The 17,078-nt window shown below is 38.8% G+C and carries 17 protein-coding genes; 2 read left to right on the top strand and 15 right to left on the bottom strand.

Features of this window, described 5'->3' with window-relative positions; genetic code table 11:
- Positions 1 to 147: 147 nt before the first annotated feature.
- From PK547_01400 to lepB, 15 genes are all read right to left on the bottom strand, one after another.
- Positions 148 to 942: an HD domain-containing protein gene (locus tag PK547_01400; GenBank protein ID HPR91373.1), complete on the bottom strand. Its 795-nt coding sequence runs from the start codon at positions 940 to 942 to the stop codon at positions 148 to 150.
- A 304-nt stretch (positions 943 to 1,246) separates the two neighbouring features.
- On the bottom strand, positions 1,247 to 2,131 hold the full coding sequence (locus tag PK547_01395; GenBank protein ID HPR91372.1) for a KamA family radical SAM protein: 885 nt from the start codon (positions 2,129 to 2,131) through the stop codon (positions 1,247 to 1,249).
- Positions 2,132 to 2,246: 115 nt separating this feature from the next.
- Positions 2,247 to 2,849 (bottom strand): nucleoside-diphosphate kinase, encoded by a 603-nt coding sequence (locus tag PK547_01390; GenBank protein HPR91371.1) that lies wholly within the window; start codon positions 2,847 to 2,849, stop codon positions 2,247 to 2,249.
- A 4-nt stretch (positions 2,850 to 2,853) separates the two neighbouring features.
- On the bottom strand, positions 2,854 to 4,272 hold the full coding sequence (gene aspS / locus PK547_01385; protein HPR91370.1) for an aspartate--tRNA ligase: 1,419 nt from the start codon (positions 4,270 to 4,272) through the stop codon (positions 2,854 to 2,856).
- Positions 4,273 to 4,366: 94 nt separating this feature from the next.
- Positions 4,367 to 5,236, bottom strand: coding sequence for an MBL fold metallo-hydrolase (locus tag PK547_01380; protein HPR91369.1), 870 nt, complete (start codon positions 5,234 to 5,236; stop codon positions 4,367 to 4,369).
- 3 nt (positions 5,237 to 5,239) lie between these two features.
- Complete coding sequence (locus tag PK547_01375) at positions 5,240 to 6,739, bottom strand: ComEC/Rec2 family competence protein (GenBank protein HPR91368.1); 1,500 nt, start codon at positions 6,737 to 6,739, stop codon at positions 5,240 to 5,242.
- Complete coding sequence (locus tag PK547_01370; GenBank protein ID HPR91367.1) at positions 6,720 to 7,418, bottom strand: anaerobic ribonucleoside-triphosphate reductase activating protein; 699 nt, start codon at positions 7,416 to 7,418, stop codon at positions 6,720 to 6,722. The genes PK547_01375 and PK547_01370 overlap by 20 nt, the downstream gene beginning before the upstream one ends.
- 3 nt (positions 7,419 to 7,421) lie before the next feature.
- On the bottom strand, positions 7,422 to 7,679 hold the full coding sequence (gene nrdD, locus PK547_01365; protein HPR91366.1) for an anaerobic ribonucleoside-triphosphate reductase: 258 nt from the start codon (positions 7,677 to 7,679) through the stop codon (positions 7,422 to 7,424).
- 24 nt (positions 7,680 to 7,703) lie between these two features.
- Positions 7,704 to 9,836, bottom strand: a complete 2,133-nt coding sequence (locus PK547_01360) for a ribonucleoside triphosphate reductase (protein HPR91365.1) — start codon at positions 9,834 to 9,836, stop codon at positions 7,704 to 7,706.
- 85 nt (positions 9,837 to 9,921) lie between these two features.
- Positions 9,922 to 11,139, bottom strand: coding sequence for a cell division protein FtsZ (gene ftsZ, locus PK547_01355; GenBank protein HPR91364.1), 1,218 nt, complete (start codon positions 11,137 to 11,139; stop codon positions 9,922 to 9,924).
- Between the two features lie 59 nt (positions 11,140 to 11,198).
- Entirely contained in the window at positions 11,199 to 12,449 is a 1,251-nt protein-coding gene (gene ftsA, locus PK547_01350; GenBank protein HPR91363.1) for a cell division protein FtsA, read from the bottom strand.
- Between the two features lie 12 nt (positions 12,450 to 12,461).
- The gene (ybeY, locus tag PK547_01345; GenBank protein HPR91362.1) at positions 12,462 to 12,959 is read right to left on the bottom strand and encodes an rRNA maturation RNase YbeY; all 498 of its coding nucleotides are present in this window, start codon (positions 12,957 to 12,959) and stop codon (positions 12,462 to 12,464) included.
- Between the two features lie 20 nt (positions 12,960 to 12,979).
- Positions 12,980 to 13,219 (bottom strand): hypothetical protein, encoded by a 240-nt coding sequence (locus tag PK547_01340; protein ID HPR91361.1) that lies wholly within the window; start codon positions 13,217 to 13,219, stop codon positions 12,980 to 12,982.
- A gap of 133 nt (positions 13,220 to 13,352) precedes the next feature.
- Positions 13,353 to 14,648 carry a histidine--tRNA ligase gene (gene hisS / locus PK547_01335; protein HPR91360.1) on the bottom strand — a complete coding sequence of 432 codons (1,296 nt, stop codon included), beginning with the start codon at positions 14,646 to 14,648 and terminating at the stop codon, positions 13,353 to 13,355.
- A 20-nt stretch (positions 14,649 to 14,668) separates the two neighbouring features.
- Positions 14,669 to 15,388 (bottom strand): signal peptidase I, encoded by a 720-nt coding sequence (lepB, locus tag PK547_01330; GenBank protein ID HPR91359.1) that lies wholly within the window; start codon positions 15,386 to 15,388, stop codon positions 14,669 to 14,671.
- Between the two features lie 108 nt (positions 15,389 to 15,496).
- On the opposite strand from lepB, the gene PK547_01325 reads away from it, so the two are divergent.
- Together PK547_01325 and pth are read left to right on the top strand one after the other, a co-directional pair.
- Positions 15,497 to 16,492, top strand: coding sequence for an LCP family protein (locus PK547_01325; GenBank protein ID HPR91358.1), 996 nt, complete (start codon positions 15,497 to 15,499; stop codon positions 16,490 to 16,492).
- 1 nt (position 16,493) lies between these two features.
- The gene (gene pth / locus PK547_01320; GenBank protein ID HPR91357.1) at positions 16,494 to 17,072 is read left to right on the top strand and encodes an aminoacyl-tRNA hydrolase; all 579 of its coding nucleotides are present in this window, start codon (positions 16,494 to 16,496) and stop codon (positions 17,070 to 17,072) included.
- Positions 17,073 to 17,078: the final 6 nt, after the last annotated feature.

Raw genomic sequence — 17,078 nt, 5'->3', positions numbered from 1 at the left:
ACTGAAACCAAAAATCACCGTCCAACGGTGATTTTTGAATGTCCAAAGTCTAATGCCTAATACCTAAACATCATATATTCGTGCAGAGTAAAGGCTGGCATAAACAGAAAAGCTTGTTATGAATACAAACTAAATCCAAAAATTCTCTTATTCTAGTTCATAACTTTTAAGAAGATTCTCCTTGCCATCTCTAAGTAAATAGATTTCTACTTCAAAATATTTGGCTATGCCAGAAGTCCTAAGCTTTTCCCCAAGTAAATCATCAGCCTGAAAAATACCAGCAGTATTAGACATGTGAATTTTTATTTTCAAGGGGCGCTTTACTCCTTTAGTAATTTCTACGTTTTCTATGCCCAAGGCAGAAAGAGAATGAATATTAACGCTTCCGGCCGTATAAGGAGCTCGCGCCCTCCCCTTCTCCATGTCTAATGCATCAGCTACTTTCACTATTCCAGCTTCAATGGTCAAAGGAATAATGTTTGGTTCGTGGCTATAAATAGCATGTAAAATTTCAAAAACCATAATAATTCTCTGCTCATCGGAGTAAAGACCCGTTAAGACTTGCTCAATAATGGGTTTAGCCAAGAGGGTCCCCACCAATTCATGTCCAGCTCTGTGCACGGCGTGACCAATATCGTGTAAATAACTGCCCAGCACTACAACCAATTCGGCATCTTGGTCCGTTAAATCGAAAGAGTTGTAGTTTTCTTGCAAACTAGAATGAAGTCCGTATTCGTTTATAATTCTCAGCATTAAAAGAGCTGAATTGGCAACGATTTTGACATGGGTAGGTCCATGGTCGTTATAGCCCAGGCGGTTGACAGCAGTAACATTAGACATTGTCAGCAAAGTTTGAATTTCTTTGTGGGACTCTAAATTAGTCACTAATTTGACTAATTTTGGATTTCCCTCTGTCGGTAAATGAAAAGTATTAATATCCATAATAATAGCCTCAATGTTAAATATAGTTATTCTATAATGAAAAACGGTTTGCGGTCAAACATAAACTCAAAAAGCCATTCACCCAACGACAAGCTGGCGAATGGCTGCTTAAGAGACCCTGAGAGGTTTAGGCAATAATGCCAAGTGGGATACCTTGCTGAAAGCCCACGGGTTCTCAGACGCAGAGTCCCAAAACAAAAATGTTTGGTCTAAAATCTCTCTAGGGTCAAAGATATTATAGCAAAGCGCTCCCCCTTTGCCAAGAAAAGATATTCATCAGATATACCGAGGCAAGAAATAAGAGCTAATGCCTAATCTCTGGTTGCGCTAGTCCATATGCCAAGGGAATTTTATAAGGCGCCTTGGCAGAATCGAGTGCATAGACAGGACAAGCTAACCCACCTACTCGCCGACGGAGTTGGTCCATAATTTGAGCTTCTTTTTTGAGGGCCACGGTAAAATGTTCTGTACCCTTCGGTTCATCGTTATGAAAAATATAGTAAGGCTTAACTCCTAGGGTAAGCAAAGCGGTAAATAATTTTTCCAATGTAGAAACGTCGTCATTAATACCTTTTAAGAAAACGGTTTGCGAAAGTAAAATACAATTGTTAGCCCTTAATTTCTTTAGAGCTAATTTAGTTTCAGCCGTCAACTCGTCAGGGTGCTCAAAATTTAAAAGCATATACACTGGCTGCTTGGGGCTGTTCCTCAGAATAGAGAGAAGGGAAGAATTAATGGCCGCGGGATTAGAAATTGGCAAACGACTGCCTATTCTAAGTATTTTAACTTGAGGGAGAGAACCAAAAATTTTCAAAGCTGACGCTAATAGGTTTGGTACTGTTAAGGGGTCTCCTCCCGATAAGATAATTTCATTGATACCGGCATGTTTTTTTATATAATGAGCCATTTTACGCAAATCCTTTTCCCCGAGCTGACATTTTTGAATAGCAGACACAGAACGGCGACGAGTACAAAAGCGGCAATAAGCTGCGCAATTTAGTGTCAATAAAATCAATACTCGATTAGGGTATTTATGCACCAAACCATAAACAGGCATATTTTTGTCTTCTTCTAAAGGGTCGGTAGAATTATCCTTCTCTTCGCGGTTGGAGGGATAAAATTCTTTTTTAAACGCTTTGGATGTAAGAGCTATTTTTTCTATATAAGGATTTACCTTGAAAGCAAGCATAATATTTTCTAGAAGGATAACCTAAGAGTAGCGCCCATAGTAACATTTAGCCTATAAAATGGCAAACAAAAAACACTTTGCTAAAAACAAAGTGTTTTTAATTGCGCCAATAAAATTAAAAAATAGTGCTTTCATCCGAGCGCTCATAATCGAACAGGCTATCATTGGCAAACCATAAAGACAATTCATGCTCAGCTTCTTCTTTATTCCCAGAGGCATGAATTAAATTGCGAACTGCCCTTTTGTCTTTATTGGCTAGTGTGGGCGAGTCAACAGAGAAATCCCCTCTAATGGTGCCCATATCAGCAGAAGCAGGAATGGTCTTCCCCACTATTTTTCTTACCATTTCAATGGCATGCAAACCCTCCACGGCAATTTTTACAATAGGCCCAGAAGACATAAAATTCACTAACCAATTACGGCATTCTTGACCAATTTTTAAGGGGTCATCCGTCCCCATTTCCTCTATGGGGTCTAAGCCATAATCTTTGTAAGAAGCTAGGGTTTTTTCTCCCATGCCCTTAATCCAGCCCTCGTCATGCGGATAATGCTCGTCAATTTGTTCAGGCCTAGCCCACACCATTTCCATACCGACTACTTTAAGGCCTCTCATTTCTATACGACGAATAATTTCGCCAATAAGGGCTCTTTTAACCCCATCTGGTTTTATGAGTACTAATGTTCTCTCCTTTTTTTGATCTAAAGTGAAATTTTCCATAGCCCTATTTTTTAAGAATGTTAATTTCTATACCTAATTCTTTAATTTGCGCCTTATCAACGCTAGCCGGGGAATTCATAAGGGGGTCAAAGCCTTCTCCATTTTTGGGAAAGGCAATAGTTTCTCTGATATTGGGTTCGCCCTGAAAAAGGGTTATCAGCCTATCTACCCCTAAGGCAATTCCCCCGTGGGGTGGCACTCCGTATTTGAAAGCTTCTAATAGGTGCCCAAATTTTTCTTCGATGGAAGCCGGACTATTACCCATAATTTCAAAGACTTTTTCTAATAGTTCTGGCTGATAAGTTCTTAGCGAGCCACCGCCAGCCTCAAAACCATTCAGAGCCAAATCATACTGATCAGCCATAATGCTTCCAGGGCGTTCTGTCATGCGCTTTATAAGCTCAGGGACGGTTTCCCCTTCCAAGAATTGAGGGCGAGTGAAAGGATGATGCACGGCATCCCAACGCTTTTCACTTTCTTTCCATTCAAACATAGGAAAATTAACAATAAAGGCAAAGGCCAATTCATTATTGTCTTCTTTATTTTTACGAATATCAGGTTTATCGCTATGATATTTTTCGAGAGCGTCTTTGTATTCTATTCTGGGAAAAGGTGTCTGTAATATATGCTTTTCCGGCAAGTAAATTTTAACATACTCTACTATCATTGCCTCTACTAAATTAAGAATTTGATCGCTACTCCAAAAGCTAGTTTCGATATCGAGTTGAGTAAATTCCGGCTGCCTATCGCCTCGAGCATCCTCGTCTCTAAAACAACGGGCAAATTGAAAATACCTCTCAATTTGAGCTACCATCAACAATTGTTTATATTGTTGAGGCGATTGTGGCAAAGCATAAAAATTACCAGGAGAAATGCGAGCGGGCACCAAATAATCGCGAGCTCCTTCCGGGGTGGAACGAGTAAGATTGGGAGTTTCTATTTCGGTAAAGCCTTGGGCGCTCAAATAATTCCGCACAAAAAGCATAAAGTTATGACGGGTCTTAAGATTGTTCTGCAAGCGTTCTCTTCTCAAGTCCAAATAGCGGTATTTAAGCCTTAAATTTTCGTTGATATCGTAACCATCCCCTTCTATGTCAAGAGGCAAAACATCTGCCTTTGAATAGAGGGTAATTTTTTGCGCTCCTATTTCTATGTCGCCTGTTATAATTTTGTTGTTGCGATTTTTCTCGGGTCGCATATGGACAACCCCTTCTAAATTAATAACCCAAGCTGGACGCAATTGATTGGCTATATCATACACTTCGCCATCAGTTTTAGAAAAAACAACTTGAATAAGACCGCTTTTATCTTTCAAGTCTATAAAAATGATGTTGCCATGGTCGCGACGTGTAGCCACCCATCCAGAAAGAGAGACCTGCTCACCCTCTTCATGTTTTATATCTTTGATCCAAATTCTTTCCATATAAATGTTTAAAGTATTCTCAATATACCACAAAGAATTTAGTTTACAAAGTTATAGCTAACAAGTGCCAAAAGTTCTGACTAGCTAATAATTTTTATCGATAAGTGAGGTCAAATGAGCCGTTTTCTTTAAAAACGAATCCTATAGTACCCTGCCAATCGGTGCGAAAGGTAAGAATGTTCAAGTCAGCCAAGCGATTAAGCACTTCCATGGTAGGATGCCCATAAGAATTATTCCCCACCTCTATAATGCTATAGGCAGGATTAAGCGTTTTGAGCCACGCATAGCTATTAGAGCCCTTGGAACCATGGTGAGCAATCTTGAGAATATCTGTTTTTAAATCAGGATAAAGCATTAATATCTTACTTTCTTCTTTCTCTCCAATGTCACTAGTAAAAAGAAATTTCTTCCCCTCGTCTTGATAAAAAAACACTAAAGCCTGGACATTTAAATCCGTAGAAGAGTTAATATTATTGGTAAGGGGCCAAAGAACCTGAAAAAAACTATTCTTCGCTAACTCGATTCTACTGCCTGCCTTAGCCAAATAGAACCTAGCGCTTCCTAGAGAGAGTTCTTCTAAAAGACTTCTATAAGTTGGGCTAGGGTTAGAAACCTCCGGCATAATAACAGCACGCACAGGATAGGACTCCAAGACATAACGCAAGCCCTCGTAATGGTCGGTATTTGAATGGGTAATGATAGCCAAATCAATTGACTCTCCCAAGGGAACTAGCTGCCCCAAAGCTTTCAGAATTTGCCTGTCTGGTCCGGCATCAATAAGAATGTTCTTGCCTTTATACCTAACCAATTCTGCATCGCCCTCTCCAACTGATAAAAAATAGACTCCATTGGCTTGCAGAGAATGGTTTGAGAGCAGAAAAAGAAAGGCGAGGCAATCTATTAGGCAGAGCGCTAAAAGATATCGATACCCTTTTTTAAATTGTGCCGAGGTAAGAATAAACATATTTTAGATAATAGCTCTAGTTTTTCTTAACTGCAGGTGTACCCCATAAATCAAGAAGCCATAATAAAAAATAATCCACAGAAAAGATACTTTGGGCACTGGCAAAAGCAGAAAATCTAAAGGAGCAATAAATTTTAAAATAGCTAATTGCGCCTTAATAATTATTTCTATTAAAAGGCCTAAGAGATAAGCAATACTAGGAGCGAAAGAAAAAACAAAGAGAAGGGTGATAACTAGAAAGGTAGTGAAAGGAACTAAGGGTAAAATAGGAAGATTGGCTAAAAGGGGTTTGAGAGAGAGGCTATTGCCATTCCAAATTAAGATGGGACTAACTAATAGCATAACAAAAAAACTATTCCAGAAAGTCTCAAGGAAAACAGATTTGATACCACTATCTCTATCCTGTGCAAGCATTTCCGATTTCGGTTTAACAATTTGTTTACAGAATAAACCCAAAGAAGCTAAAAAAGAAAGCTGAAAACCCACATCATAAATCACTATAAGAGGATTTATAAGGATCATAACAAAGGCAGCAAGCAATAAAATATTCAAAAAATTGCCCATCCTTTCTAATTGTTCTGCTCCTAAAAGAAGACTTAACATGATACCAGCCCTAATAGCAGAAGCTGGATTGCCAGCCACGGTAATGAAAATGATATTAAATAATAATGATAATCCATAGGCAAAACGAGGAGAAAAATGCAGGAAGATGAACAATCGTTTAGTTAGAAGGAAAAGAATGGCTATATTAAAGCCAGAAACAGCTACTATATGGGTCATAGATGTTCGATTTAAAAGGCTTTTTAATTCAGGGTCAGTGGCTTTATCGTCCCCCAAAATGTAGCCTTGAGCTAAGCTTAAAAAGGGTTCACGAATATTATGGGATAAGGTGTCATGTAAAGACTGTCTTAATTTCAGGAGGAGATTAAAGAAAGAATGTGGCGGACCCAATTTAACATCTAACACGACCGGATTATTAAGATAGCCAAAACATTGAAGATTGGCCCCCTGGCTTATATTAAAATTACCTCTCATTTCCAAAAGGCTGCCAATATTTAACTCATTAGCGGTGTTAATATAAGTACAAATGTTGGTTTTCGCATATGGCCAAATTTGGTTATTTGTTTCTCTGAGTTGTGCCATTACAAAAATGCCCTTTTGCGCAGATTCTATTTTTACCACCTGTCCCCGAATGACTACTGACTGATTATTTAAAGACCCGATTAGATTACTTTGCGATTTAAAGTTTTTAAATGCGTGGCTACCAATAATATTGCCACCAAGCATGCCAAGAATAGCTAACCCTATTGCCCAGGTTTTATAGCTATTACAAAAAATACCAAAAATTAGCAGGATGATAGCTAATAATAAAATCAAAACTAAAAAACCTAGCTTAAAAGCTAGGCAGATGCTTATTATAACACCAAAAATAAACGCGAGGAGAACTATTCTGAGAGCATAGACCCTTTCCGTAAAATTGAATTTAGTCTCTAATTGCCACATGGGTAAAGCGATCAACTAGTTTTTCTTGAAGCGACTGCAACTCTGCTTCGCTTAAGCTGCGGCCGAAATAGCGCACATCCTTGAGGCATTTTCCATTATCATGAAAAGTTTGCAAGTAATAATTATCCGCTCCGCCTATCAAATCAGCAATAGCCAAAACATCTTGCGCTGTGATACCGGGAGCCATAGTGGTTCTGAACTCATATTCCAGACTACTTTGCTTAATAAGATTTATAGAATCCTTGAGTTTAGCTATGTCAACAGATGTGCCTGTCACCGTTTCATATTTAGCCGGCGCAGTCTTAACGTCCATGGCGATATAGTCCACTAAATGATCGGCTATCAACAAATGAAGCATATCGGGATTGATGCCATTGGTATCTAGTTTGACCAAAAAACCCAAATTTTTGACAGCTTTAATAAAAAGGGGGAGATCACCCTGTAAGGTAGGCTCGCCACCTGTAATGCATAGACCTTGGAGTAATTTCATACGACTTTTAAGAAACTCCAAAACAAAACCTTCGGTAATGAGGGGCTGACCCTTTATTTTCTCAGGTAAAACTAATTCTGGGTTGTGACAATAATAACATCTAAAATTGCAACCAAGAGAAAAAACAGTGGCAGCGACTTTGCCAGGATAATCTATTAAGGTTAATTCTTGTAACCCCCCAAACTGCATAAGCTAGTCAAGATTTTTGTCAAACGTTACTCTTTCTTTGAACTCTTCCTGTTTGCCTTCGTTCCATTGATTTACGGGGCGAAGATAGCCGACTATGCGAGAATAAACTTCGCATTTTTGAATATTCCTTAGGACCGGGTCCTTGTCATAGCAAGCCAAACACTTATAGTATTTTTTCCCAGCAAATTCATAACCAGCTACTTCGTCTTGTTCAGTAATTTCTTTTCCACAATCGTGGCAAAAATATTTTTCTGTTTCCATATAAATGAAAATAAATAATTAACACTAAGCCTCTGGCAAATCCTTGTCAAACGTTACTCTTTCTTTGAACTCTTCCTGTTTGCCTTCGTTCCATTGATTTACGGGGCGAAGATAGCCGACTATGCGAGAATAAACTTCGCATTTTTGTTCCACTACACATTTCGGACAATATTCATGCTTTCCGCTCAGATAGCCATGAGTGGGACACACACTAAATGTAGGAGTAAGCGTAATATAAGGCAAACGATAATTGGAAACTACCGTCTTAATAAGATTTTTCACCGCAGCGTAATCGGTAATAGCTTCCCCTACAAACATATGAAATACGGTTCCACCGGTATATTTAGTTTGCAAGTCATCTTGGAGTTTAAGGGCTTTGAACACGTCATTGGTAAAGCCTACTGGTAATTGAGTGGAATTAGTATAATAGGGGTTAGTAGTACCGGCAGTAATGATATCAGGATATTTGTTTTTATCGCTCTTGGCCAAACGATAAGAAGTTCCTTCGGCCGGAGTAGCCTCTAGATTATACATATTGCCAGTAGCTTCCTGATATTCTGACATTTTATTTCTCATGTGGTCTAAAATCTCCAAAGAAAAATTTTGTCCCTCTTTGGTGGTAATATCTACCCCTAAAAAGTTTTGCAGCGCCTCGTTCATGCCGATAAGGCCAATGGTAGAAAAATGATTCCCCCAATAAGAACCCCTAATTTTATAAACATTCTCAAGGTAATATTTAGAGTAAGGATATAAATTCTTTTGGGTCCAGCTCTCTAAAACTTTACGTTTAATCTCTAGGCTATTTTTAGCTAAATCCATTAGGTTGTCTAGACGGGCAAAAAATTCTTTGCGGCTTTTAGCCAAGTAACCAATTCTGGGCAAATTAATAGTGACCACTCCGATAGACCCAGTCATAGGATTAGCGCCAAAAAGACCTCCCCCCCTCTTATACAATTCTCGATTATCCAAGCGAAGACGACAACACATAGAACGAGCATCATCTGGTGACATATCAGAATTAACGAAATTGGAAAAATAGGGAATGCCATATTTGCCGGTCATTTCCCATAAACCATCGTACATGGGGTTATCCCAATCAAAATCTTTGGTAATATTGTAAGTAGGAATAGGAAAACTAAAAACTCGACCGTTAGCATCTCCTTCGGAATAAATTTGAAAGAGAGTCTTATTCAACGTGTCCATCTCTGTTTGAAAAGCTCCATAGCTCTCTTTTTGGGGTAGTCCCCCTATAATCACTGGCAAGTCTTTGTAGTGCGCAGGGACTTTGAGGTCTAAGGTAATATTGGTAAAGGGGGTTTGAAAACCAACGCGAGTAGGCACGTTGCAATTGTACATAAACTCCTGCAAAGCTTGCTTTACTTCTTTCTCACTCAGATTGTCATAACGAATAAAGGGAGCTAAAAGGGTATCAAAATTAGACAAGGCTTGAGCGCCTGCCGATTCTCCCTGTAAAGTATAGAAAAAATTAACTACTTGCCCCAAGGCAGCTCGGAAATGCTTGGCTGGTCGCGATTGGATTTTACCGCTCACGCCGCCGAAACCTCTTTGCAGAATATCATAGAGGTCCCAACCGCAACAATAAGCGCCTAGGATATCCAGGTTGTGGATATGCATATCATCGCTCTTGGCTGCCTGTCGAATCTCTACAGGATAAATTTTATTTAACCAATATTTCTTACTGACATCAGAAGCAACATAATGATTCAGCCCCTGAAGAGAATAGGTCATATTGCTATTCTCTTTAACCTGCCAATCTAAATTATTGAGGTATTGGTCAACCAAATCCACCGACTCGCTTTGGGCCGCTTTCAATTCTCTGATTTGGCGATGCTGCTCGCGATAGAGAATATAGGCCTTGGCGGTATCGACATAATTCTCTAAAATCAATACCTCTTCAATAATATCTTGGATATCTTCAACATTAACCAAAGGCGCTTTTTTAAAACGTCTATTTAAAAGAAGAATAACTTTCTTATAAATTTCTTTGGCCTCCTTCATCTCGCCATTTCCCGTGGCGGTAAGAGCTTTGTAAATAGCATTTTGTATTTTTTCAGCATCGAATTTTTGAATATCTCCGCTTCTTTTACGAACTTCTTTGATTTTATTAACAAACTTCTGATGAGTTGTAGCCATCATATTTGGAGATATTTTATTTTTTAAAAGCCAAATTATTTTAATAGGCACCAAAGACCCCCCTACCCCATTCTAGAAGGAATGGCAATTAGAAACGTTTTTTCTTCCGCAGAAAAGCTGGAATTTCTATATCCTCTATCTTCTCTTCGTTGGTTTTGACCTCTTTGGAGTTCGTGTCAGTATTAATTTCAACTTTCACGCTATTATTAGCGGAAACCGCTTCTTTCTTATTGGCATTATTAGCAAAGGTAAAATCTGCTTTAGTATCAAAGGGAACACTGGCATCTGCTTTCTTGGAAGTTACTATAGGACGAACAAAAGGCAAGACTAAATTTTTCTCATCAAAAGTATTTTCATTAAAACCTCCGGCAATAACAGTTATTTTAATTTCACCCTTCTTGAGACCTTCGTCATAAATGGCGCCAAAAATAACTTTGGCGTTTGGATCAATAGTTTCAGTGATTACCTTGGCTGCCTCATTAATTTCCGCCAGAGACAGGTCCGGACCACCACTCACGTTAAACAGGACACGGGTAGCCCCATTAATCTGCGTTTCTAGCAGGGGTGAATGTACTGCCGCCTGAGCCGCTTTCTGCGCCCGGCCCTCCCCGCTGGCCCTGCCTGTACCCATAAGCGCCTCTCCAGCATTAGTCATAATAGTGCGGATGTTAGCAAAATCCAAATTAATAATACCAGGATAGGTAATAAGGTCGGAGATGCCTTTCACTCCTTGATATAAAATATCATCTATTAAGGAAAAAGCGGTCAAAATTGGAGTGCTGCTATCTATCAGGTTAAAAACCTTATCGTTCGGGACTGTGATAATGGCGTCTGACTGTTCCTGAAGTTTTTGCCAAGCTTCATCGGCTATTTCTTGGCGTTTCCCACCCTCAAAGCCAAATGGTTTAGTCACCACGGAAATAACTAGGGCGCCATTTTTTCTTGCCAATTCGGCTACCACAGGGCTAGCACCGGAACCGGTACCACCACCTAAACCAGCCGTTACAAAAACTAAATCAGAGCCCTTGACAGCATTCTCTATCTGCTCCATGTTTTCTTTAGCCGATTCATAGCCTATTTCAGGATTCATACCGGCCCCCAGTCCTCTAGTTAAAACCTTTCCAATAGCAATCTTTTCATCCGCCTTGCTATGATGAAGCGCTTGGTCGTCAGTATTTATAGCAATAAAACTAATGCCTTTAATCTTGTGATCAGCCATTCGGGTAATAGCGTTACCGCCGGCGCCACCAACCCCCACGACTTTCATGCGAATATTTGTTTCAAACTCTGGTTTTATTTTGGCCACGTTGTGAGAAATTATTTAAAATGAATTAGTGCTTATTATATACCTTAAAAGCAAATTTTTTAAGGCACTAAGGTTTTTAACCAATTTTTGAATTTAATAAAAATGCTATTGTTTCCAACAGAATGTTCTGCGGGATTATTGTTTTTCACCAAGGTGTTAAGCAGAGACACGGCATTAATATCCTCTAGGGTTAAGCCTAAACGGCTATAGGCTATAGGTAAAGTGGCAATCTTACAGGGTAAACCCAATTTTATCCTCGCGTAATCAGCCAAATTTAATAAATTACTGCCACCACCATAAAAAGTAACGCCTCCAGGCCAATGACGGTTGGGATTAATAGCCACAAGGGTCTGGTTAATAGCTTCAAAAATTTCATCTAAACGGGCTGTTATCACTGCTGCTAGTTTCTTCCGAGACACTTCCATTTCTCCGGTATAGTCCTCTCCTACTAGCCCTAAGCTCTCTAGATTTAACACATCAGAGCGGTTCAGTCTGCGAGGGTCTATATAACCCTCTATTTTTTTAATTTTCTCTGCTAAAACTGGGTCAAATTGAAGACAAATTCCGATATCGTCTGTTAAATAAGCACTACCGTAGGGAATGCTTTTAGTATCCACTAAATTGTTTTCTTCATAGACGGTAATAGAAGTAGTGCGAGCGCCAAAATCAATTGCGACTGCCCCCAACTCTTTATCTTCTTTGGTAAGAACCAAGTCAGCCGCTGGCAGAGAACCAACATCATAAGCGTCTTCCTCGGGAAAATCCAAATAATTTATAATTTGGTTGAGATCGTCTAATTGTTGAGAAAGAATGCTAACCAAAAGGACATCAGCTTCGAGGCGCATTCCTTTAAGACCAATGGCTGAACGGTACTCACCGGTCCCGTCCACATAATATTTTAAAGGAATGGGTCTCAACAGGCTATAATTATTAGCTAAGATAACTGATTGAGCCGAATTAATGGCTCGATCAACTGTATTTTGGCTAATAATATTACCTTGTTCGTTGGTAATAGCCGTCCCTCGAGAAACAGTAGTTTTACAGTTAATAGGATTTACCCCAATAAGCAACTGGTCAATAGGGGTCCCAATTTTTTGCTCGCATTGATTAATGAGATTATTAAGGAGCTCTTCCAGGTCGTGAATGTTAGCAATAGAGCCCTTTCTAATTCCTACCGAGGGGACAGAAATATTGAAAAGAATTTGTAAGGGGTTGGCATCATCTCTAGAGTCAAGACGGCCAACAATAGCTTTGACGGAATTTGTTCCGAAATCCAAGCTCATAACGAATTTTTTGGAAGATCGAAACATAGGTGAGAATAATTAAACTGACTTTTTAATTAATTTTTCAATAACAATATCCGAGACCTGCTGTTCTTTCTTTTCCATCGCCTTCGCTTGCTTGTCTTTGTCATGGGTATATCCGTATAAATGAAGCAGGCTATGAGTGAAAGAACGAATAAACTGTTGGCGAAAATTTTGTTTGTTGTTAACGCTAAAGTTGTCTTTGGTCTTCTGCTTTAATACTTGGGGACAAATAAGCATATCTCCTAAGTGGATTTCTTCTTTCACCGGTTCGCCAGCTAATTTCAAGTAATAATCAGGAAAAGCAATAATGGGAGAGGCTTGTTTTTGGTGTCGCCAGGTCTCATTCATGGCAACCATTTCTTTTTCGTTGACTATTTTACAGTTCAGCACTAAGGGCAAAGCTTTAGGCAATTTAATACCTAACAATCTCTGAGTAGTCGTAATTATCAATTGCAATTCCCGAGAGGTTAACGGAATTTTGCTTTTACGACCAGTAAAACTAATAACGATCATAAAATCAGCTGCTACGGATTTTATCTATGTTTTTTCTTGGTCTTAAAAGGGAGACCTAAAACCTTTTTATGATTAATCTCGGCTGTCTTTTTTTGCTTATAAATAGCCGATTCATGCTTTGATAAATTGCTTTCTTTAGATTTGTGATAACGATTTTTTTTGACCTCTTTCACTAAATTACTCTTTTTTAGAGTTTGCATAGCCCGATACACATAGGTAGACAGCGGTTCATTATTTTTTCTGACGATATTGATAGCCATATTGCAAATTTTAAAGTCTAAAATTAAATTTTAAATAAATAAGTAAACGACGGCTTAAACAGCCAATATAAGGTAAAAAGAAAGTTAAAAGCTATAAAACCAGTATACTCATCTTCCCTGTTTTTGGCAATAATTATTCTAAAGCAAGTTTTTTCTTTATAGAAGGCACTAATTTATCTTGCATTACCACCTCCTGAATCCCACTTTCCATATCCCTAATGATAATCGTGCCCTCCCGTTCTTCTTCTTGCCCTAAGATTAGAGCTAATTTTACCTTTTCTCTATCGGCAGTTTTTAATTGGTTTCTGAGGCTGTCTTTGCTAAGGGAGCTATACACGCTAATACCGTTTTTTCTCAAATCTTCAGTGAGAAGAAAAGCTCTTTTTTTAGCTGCCTCACCTATTTGCACCAGATAAACTCTATTTTTCTTGATATTGGGTTCTTTGTCATGCAGGGCCTGAAAAACGGAAATAATTCGGTCAATTCCAAGGGCTACCCCCACTGCCGGTTGGCTACTGCCACCTAGCAGTTTTACTAGCCCATCATAACGTCCTCCCCCGCCAAGAGAAATGGCGCTATCGCCAGAAATAGTTTTTATTTCAAAAACAGTTTTGGTGTAATAATCTAGGCCCCTCACTAGATAGGGGTTCAGAGTGTAGGGCACTTGCAAATAATCCAACATATCTAGCACCTGATGAAAATGGTCATGACATTCGGGGCAAAGAGAATCCAGCATAGAGGGTAATCCCTGTCTTAATTCTTGACATTTTGCTTCTTTGCAATCCAAGAGCCGCAAGGGATTAGTTTTAAAACGTTCTTTGCACGCCGAACACAGCTTATTTTGCTTGGTCTTATAAAAACTCTTAATTATTTTCAAATAATCAGCCCGACAAGCGGGGCAACCAATACTATTGATTTCAAAGTTAATATCTTTAAAACCCAAAGAATTAAAAATTAAATAGCTAACCCAAATAATCTCAACATCAATAACTGGACTAGGGTCTCCGATAGCTTCTAGTCCAAACTGGAAAAATTGGCGATAACGGTCTTTCTGCGGATTTTCATGACGAAACATGGGACCGCAATAATATAGCTTTACCGGCTGAGGCCAAGTAGACATATTATTTTCTATATAAGCCCTTACCACTCCGGCCGTTCCTTCTGGACGCAAAGTCAAAAAATCACCGCCTTTTGTTTTAAAGGAATACATTTCTTTATTAACAATATCAGTTTCTAGCCCCACCCCCCTAGAAAAAATATCCGTCTCTTCCGTTATGGGAGTAATAATCTTTCTGAAGCCATAAGCTTCGGCTAAATCATTGGCTACAGTCTCGAACTTGCGCCACCAAGGAATATCCCTGGGTAAAATGTCATGCATCCCTTTTGGCGCTTGCACATTGCGTTTAATTTCTTTTGTTGTTTTAGGCATAGATTAATTTGCAATTTTAACTAAAGACTATAGGGGTCGGTGCCAAAGGCGGCAGCATGGCTTAATGGCCAAACCCTTAGCCAAACTCTCCCCAAAATTGCTTTCCCATTTAGACTCCCCCAAGAACGCGAATCATAAGAATTCATACGATTATCACCCATAACAAAATATTGTTGCGGAGGCAGGGTGACATTAATATCACTGGTAGTTTTTACCAAATTTGAGAGGTACGGTTCATTTAAAATAAAACCCTCTGGATGTTCGGCATTATAAATTTTTACCGTGCTATTTTGAATCGTAATTTTTTCCCCCGGCAGGCCAATAACTCTTTTGATGAAAAAGGTAGAGGAAGCTGTATACACTTTGGCTGATACCAAGTAGCCTGTCTTGTGGTAAAAATCTATAAATTTGTTCCTTTCCACCCTGGAGACACTTACAAAAGAAAGGGAAAGTAAACCCTTTATATTAATTTCCTTATTAGCCACATTGTTGTTTGCAGTTAAATCGGCAGGGGCCTCAAAGATGATAACCTCCCCCCTTTTAATGGGTCTTAAGCGGAAGGATAATTCATCTACGACGAGATAATCTTTATCAAAAAAAGATGGTTCCATGCTTTGCCCATATACTATAAAGGGTTGGATAATAAAATAACGAACAGGCAAAACTATCGCCAAAGCAATTAAAACTACTTCCAGGGTTTCTAAGAAAAAGCTTTTGAGATTGCGCCAAAAATTAAGCATGCTCGACTAAATTTAGATAATTATTCTGCCGCCAATATACCATAAACATTGGGCAAAAGCAACCTAAAATTTGCCGCTCTTTAGCTTTTTTGTTATAATAAATCGCTGATGAAAAAATGGGTTAAAATAATGGGAACCATTTTAGGGGTAGCTATAGTGGTTTTTCTTATAATCTCGTTTCTACCTACTAAAAGCCTGCTTGTTTTAGGCTCCTTTTTGGAAAATGCCAATAATTCAGGCTTAACTATAGATCAAAAAATAGAATCTCGGCCTATTAATATTGCTATTATGGGTTTTACGGGCGCCGGCAATAATGGGGCCTATCTTACTGACAGTCTGATGGTAGCCCATATTGACCCTAAAGCTAATAAAGTAGCTCTTATTTCCATTCCTCGCGATTTGTTAGTTACCAATCACCAAGGAATTTCTACTAAAGTAAATAGCATTTTTTGGGAGGCTAACGAAAAAAATAACAATATCTTTGGCAATCCCGATTTTTCTACTATTAAATCAGAATTAGAAACTATTACCGGTTTGCCTATCGACTATGCGGCTATTTTTGATGTTGAGGCTGTTCGAGCCATAGTAAATGGCTTGAGCGGACTAAATGTTTATATTAGCGAAAGGGTAACTGACCCAAATTTGAAAGATTCTACTGGTACGGGCAGCTATTTTGATTTAGAGCCGGGCTGGCGTTATTTAGATGGCAACATGGTAGTATCTCTTGTTCGCAGTCGTTACGCTAAAAATGGAGATTTCTTTAGAATCAAACATCAGCAACAGGTGCTTCTGGCCCTAGGAGAAAAACTAAAAGATTTAAATTTTTTAACCGATGGAGGCAAACTCCTGCAAATTAAAAAGGATGTGAATGGCCATCTTGCTACCGACTTAAATAATAATCAACTTTTTACACTAGCTTCAATCTTAGCCAAAATTCCACAAGAAACTTGGAAATTTGCCGCCATTTCTTTTGAAGAACCTAATCCCCTTTTGGTTTCCTCTACCATTACTACAGATACCGGCTATGGCTATGTTTTGGTGCCTAAAGCTGGCATTAATAATTATTCTGCCATTCAATCCTATATCGCCCAAATAATTAACTAAAATGGATAATCAAACTTGGGTTATTTATGGTTTAGGCAACAAGGGCACTTCTTATAAAAATACTTACCATAATTTGGGCTGGTTATTTTTAGATTCTCTGGCCAAAACATTAGCATTAAAAGAAGATTGGCAATTCGCCTATAAAAAGCAGTTCCTGCTTTTGAGGTTGGAGCCAGAAAATGTCGGGGTAAATTTCCCTTTGATTTTAGTAAAAAGAAACGGCTATATGAACGAAAGCGGCAACTCGCTTAAATCACTGCTTAATTATCTCAAAACAGATCTAGACCATTTAATGGTTGTCCATGACGACACGGATTTACCATTACTAGATTATAAATTCTCTTGGGATAAGGATACTGCTGGGCATAAGGGAGTAATCTCCATCAATCAGAATTTAAAAACTAAGGCATATTGGCGTTTACGTTTGGGCTCACGCCCCATGGATAATAATAGCAAGGCCATGGATTTCGTCTTAAAAAAACTTAGTACCAAAAACTTGCTAGAGTTTCAGAGGGCAGTCCCCATAGTCTATGGCGAGCTACTGAAAAAAATTACAGATATCAAAAAAGCCGGTCGTTAAGACCAG

The organism is Candidatus Paceibacterota bacterium, assembly GCA_035404205.1.
Lineage (GTDB): Bacteria > Patescibacteriota > Minisyncoccia > UBA6257 > JAVHQB01 > JAVHQB01.
Note: the sequence above shows the minus strand (reverse complement) of the source record. Positions and strands in the feature narration are given on the sequence as shown.

Bases quoted from the DNA above. Each gene is read 5' to 3' on its own strand.
- PK547_01400 (HPR91373.1), bottom strand. From the start codon at position 942: ATGGATATTAATACTTTTCATTTACCGACAGAGGGAAATCCAAAATTA.
- PK547_01395 (HPR91372.1), bottom strand. From the start codon at position 2,131: ATGCTTGCTTTCAAGGTAAATCCTTATATAGAAAAAATAGCTCTTACA.
- PK547_01390 (HPR91371.1), bottom strand. From the start codon at position 2,849: ATGGAAAATTTCACTTTAGATCAAAAAAAGGAGAGAACATTAGTACTC.
- aspS (HPR91370.1), bottom strand. From the start codon at position 4,272: ATGGAAAGAATTTGGATCAAAGATATAAAACATGAAGAGGGTGAGCAG.
- PK547_01380 (HPR91369.1), bottom strand. From the start codon at position 5,236: ATGTTTATTCTTACCTCGGCACAATTTAAAAAAGGGTATCGATATCTT.
- PK547_01375 (HPR91368.1), bottom strand. From the start codon at position 6,739: ATGTGGCAATTAGAGACTAAATTCAATTTTACGGAAAGGGTCTATGCT.
- PK547_01370 (HPR91367.1), bottom strand. From the start codon at position 7,418: ATGCAGTTTGGGGGGTTACAAGAATTAACCTTAATAGATTATCCTGGC.
- nrdD (HPR91366.1), bottom strand. From the start codon at position 7,679: ATGGAAACAGAAAAATATTTTTGCCACGATTGTGGAAAAGAAATTACT.
- PK547_01360 (HPR91365.1), bottom strand. From the start codon at position 9,836: ATGATGGCTACAACTCATCAGAAGTTTGTTAATAAAATCAAAGAAGTT.
- ftsA (HPR91363.1), bottom strand. From the start codon at position 12,449: ATGTTTCGATCTTCCAAAAAATTCGTTATGAGCTTGGATTTCGGAACA.
- ybeY (HPR91362.1), bottom strand. From the start codon at position 12,959: ATGATCGTTATTAGTTTTACTGGTCGTAAAAGCAAAATTCCGTTAACC.
- PK547_01340 (HPR91361.1), bottom strand. From the start codon at position 13,219: ATGGCTATCAATATCGTCAGAAAAAATAATGAACCGCTGTCTACCTAT.
- hisS (HPR91360.1), bottom strand. From the start codon at position 14,648: ATGCCTAAAACAACAAAAGAAATTAAACGCAATGTGCAAGCGCCAAAA.
- lepB (HPR91359.1), bottom strand. From the start codon at position 15,388: ATGCTTAATTTTTGGCGCAATCTCAAAAGCTTTTTCTTAGAAACCCTG.
- PK547_01325 (HPR91358.1), top strand. From the start codon at position 15,497: ATGAAAAAATGGGTTAAAATAATGGGAACCATTTTAGGGGTAGCTATA.
- pth (HPR91357.1), top strand. From the start codon at position 16,494: ATGGATAATCAAACTTGGGTTATTTATGGTTTAGGCAACAAGGGCACT.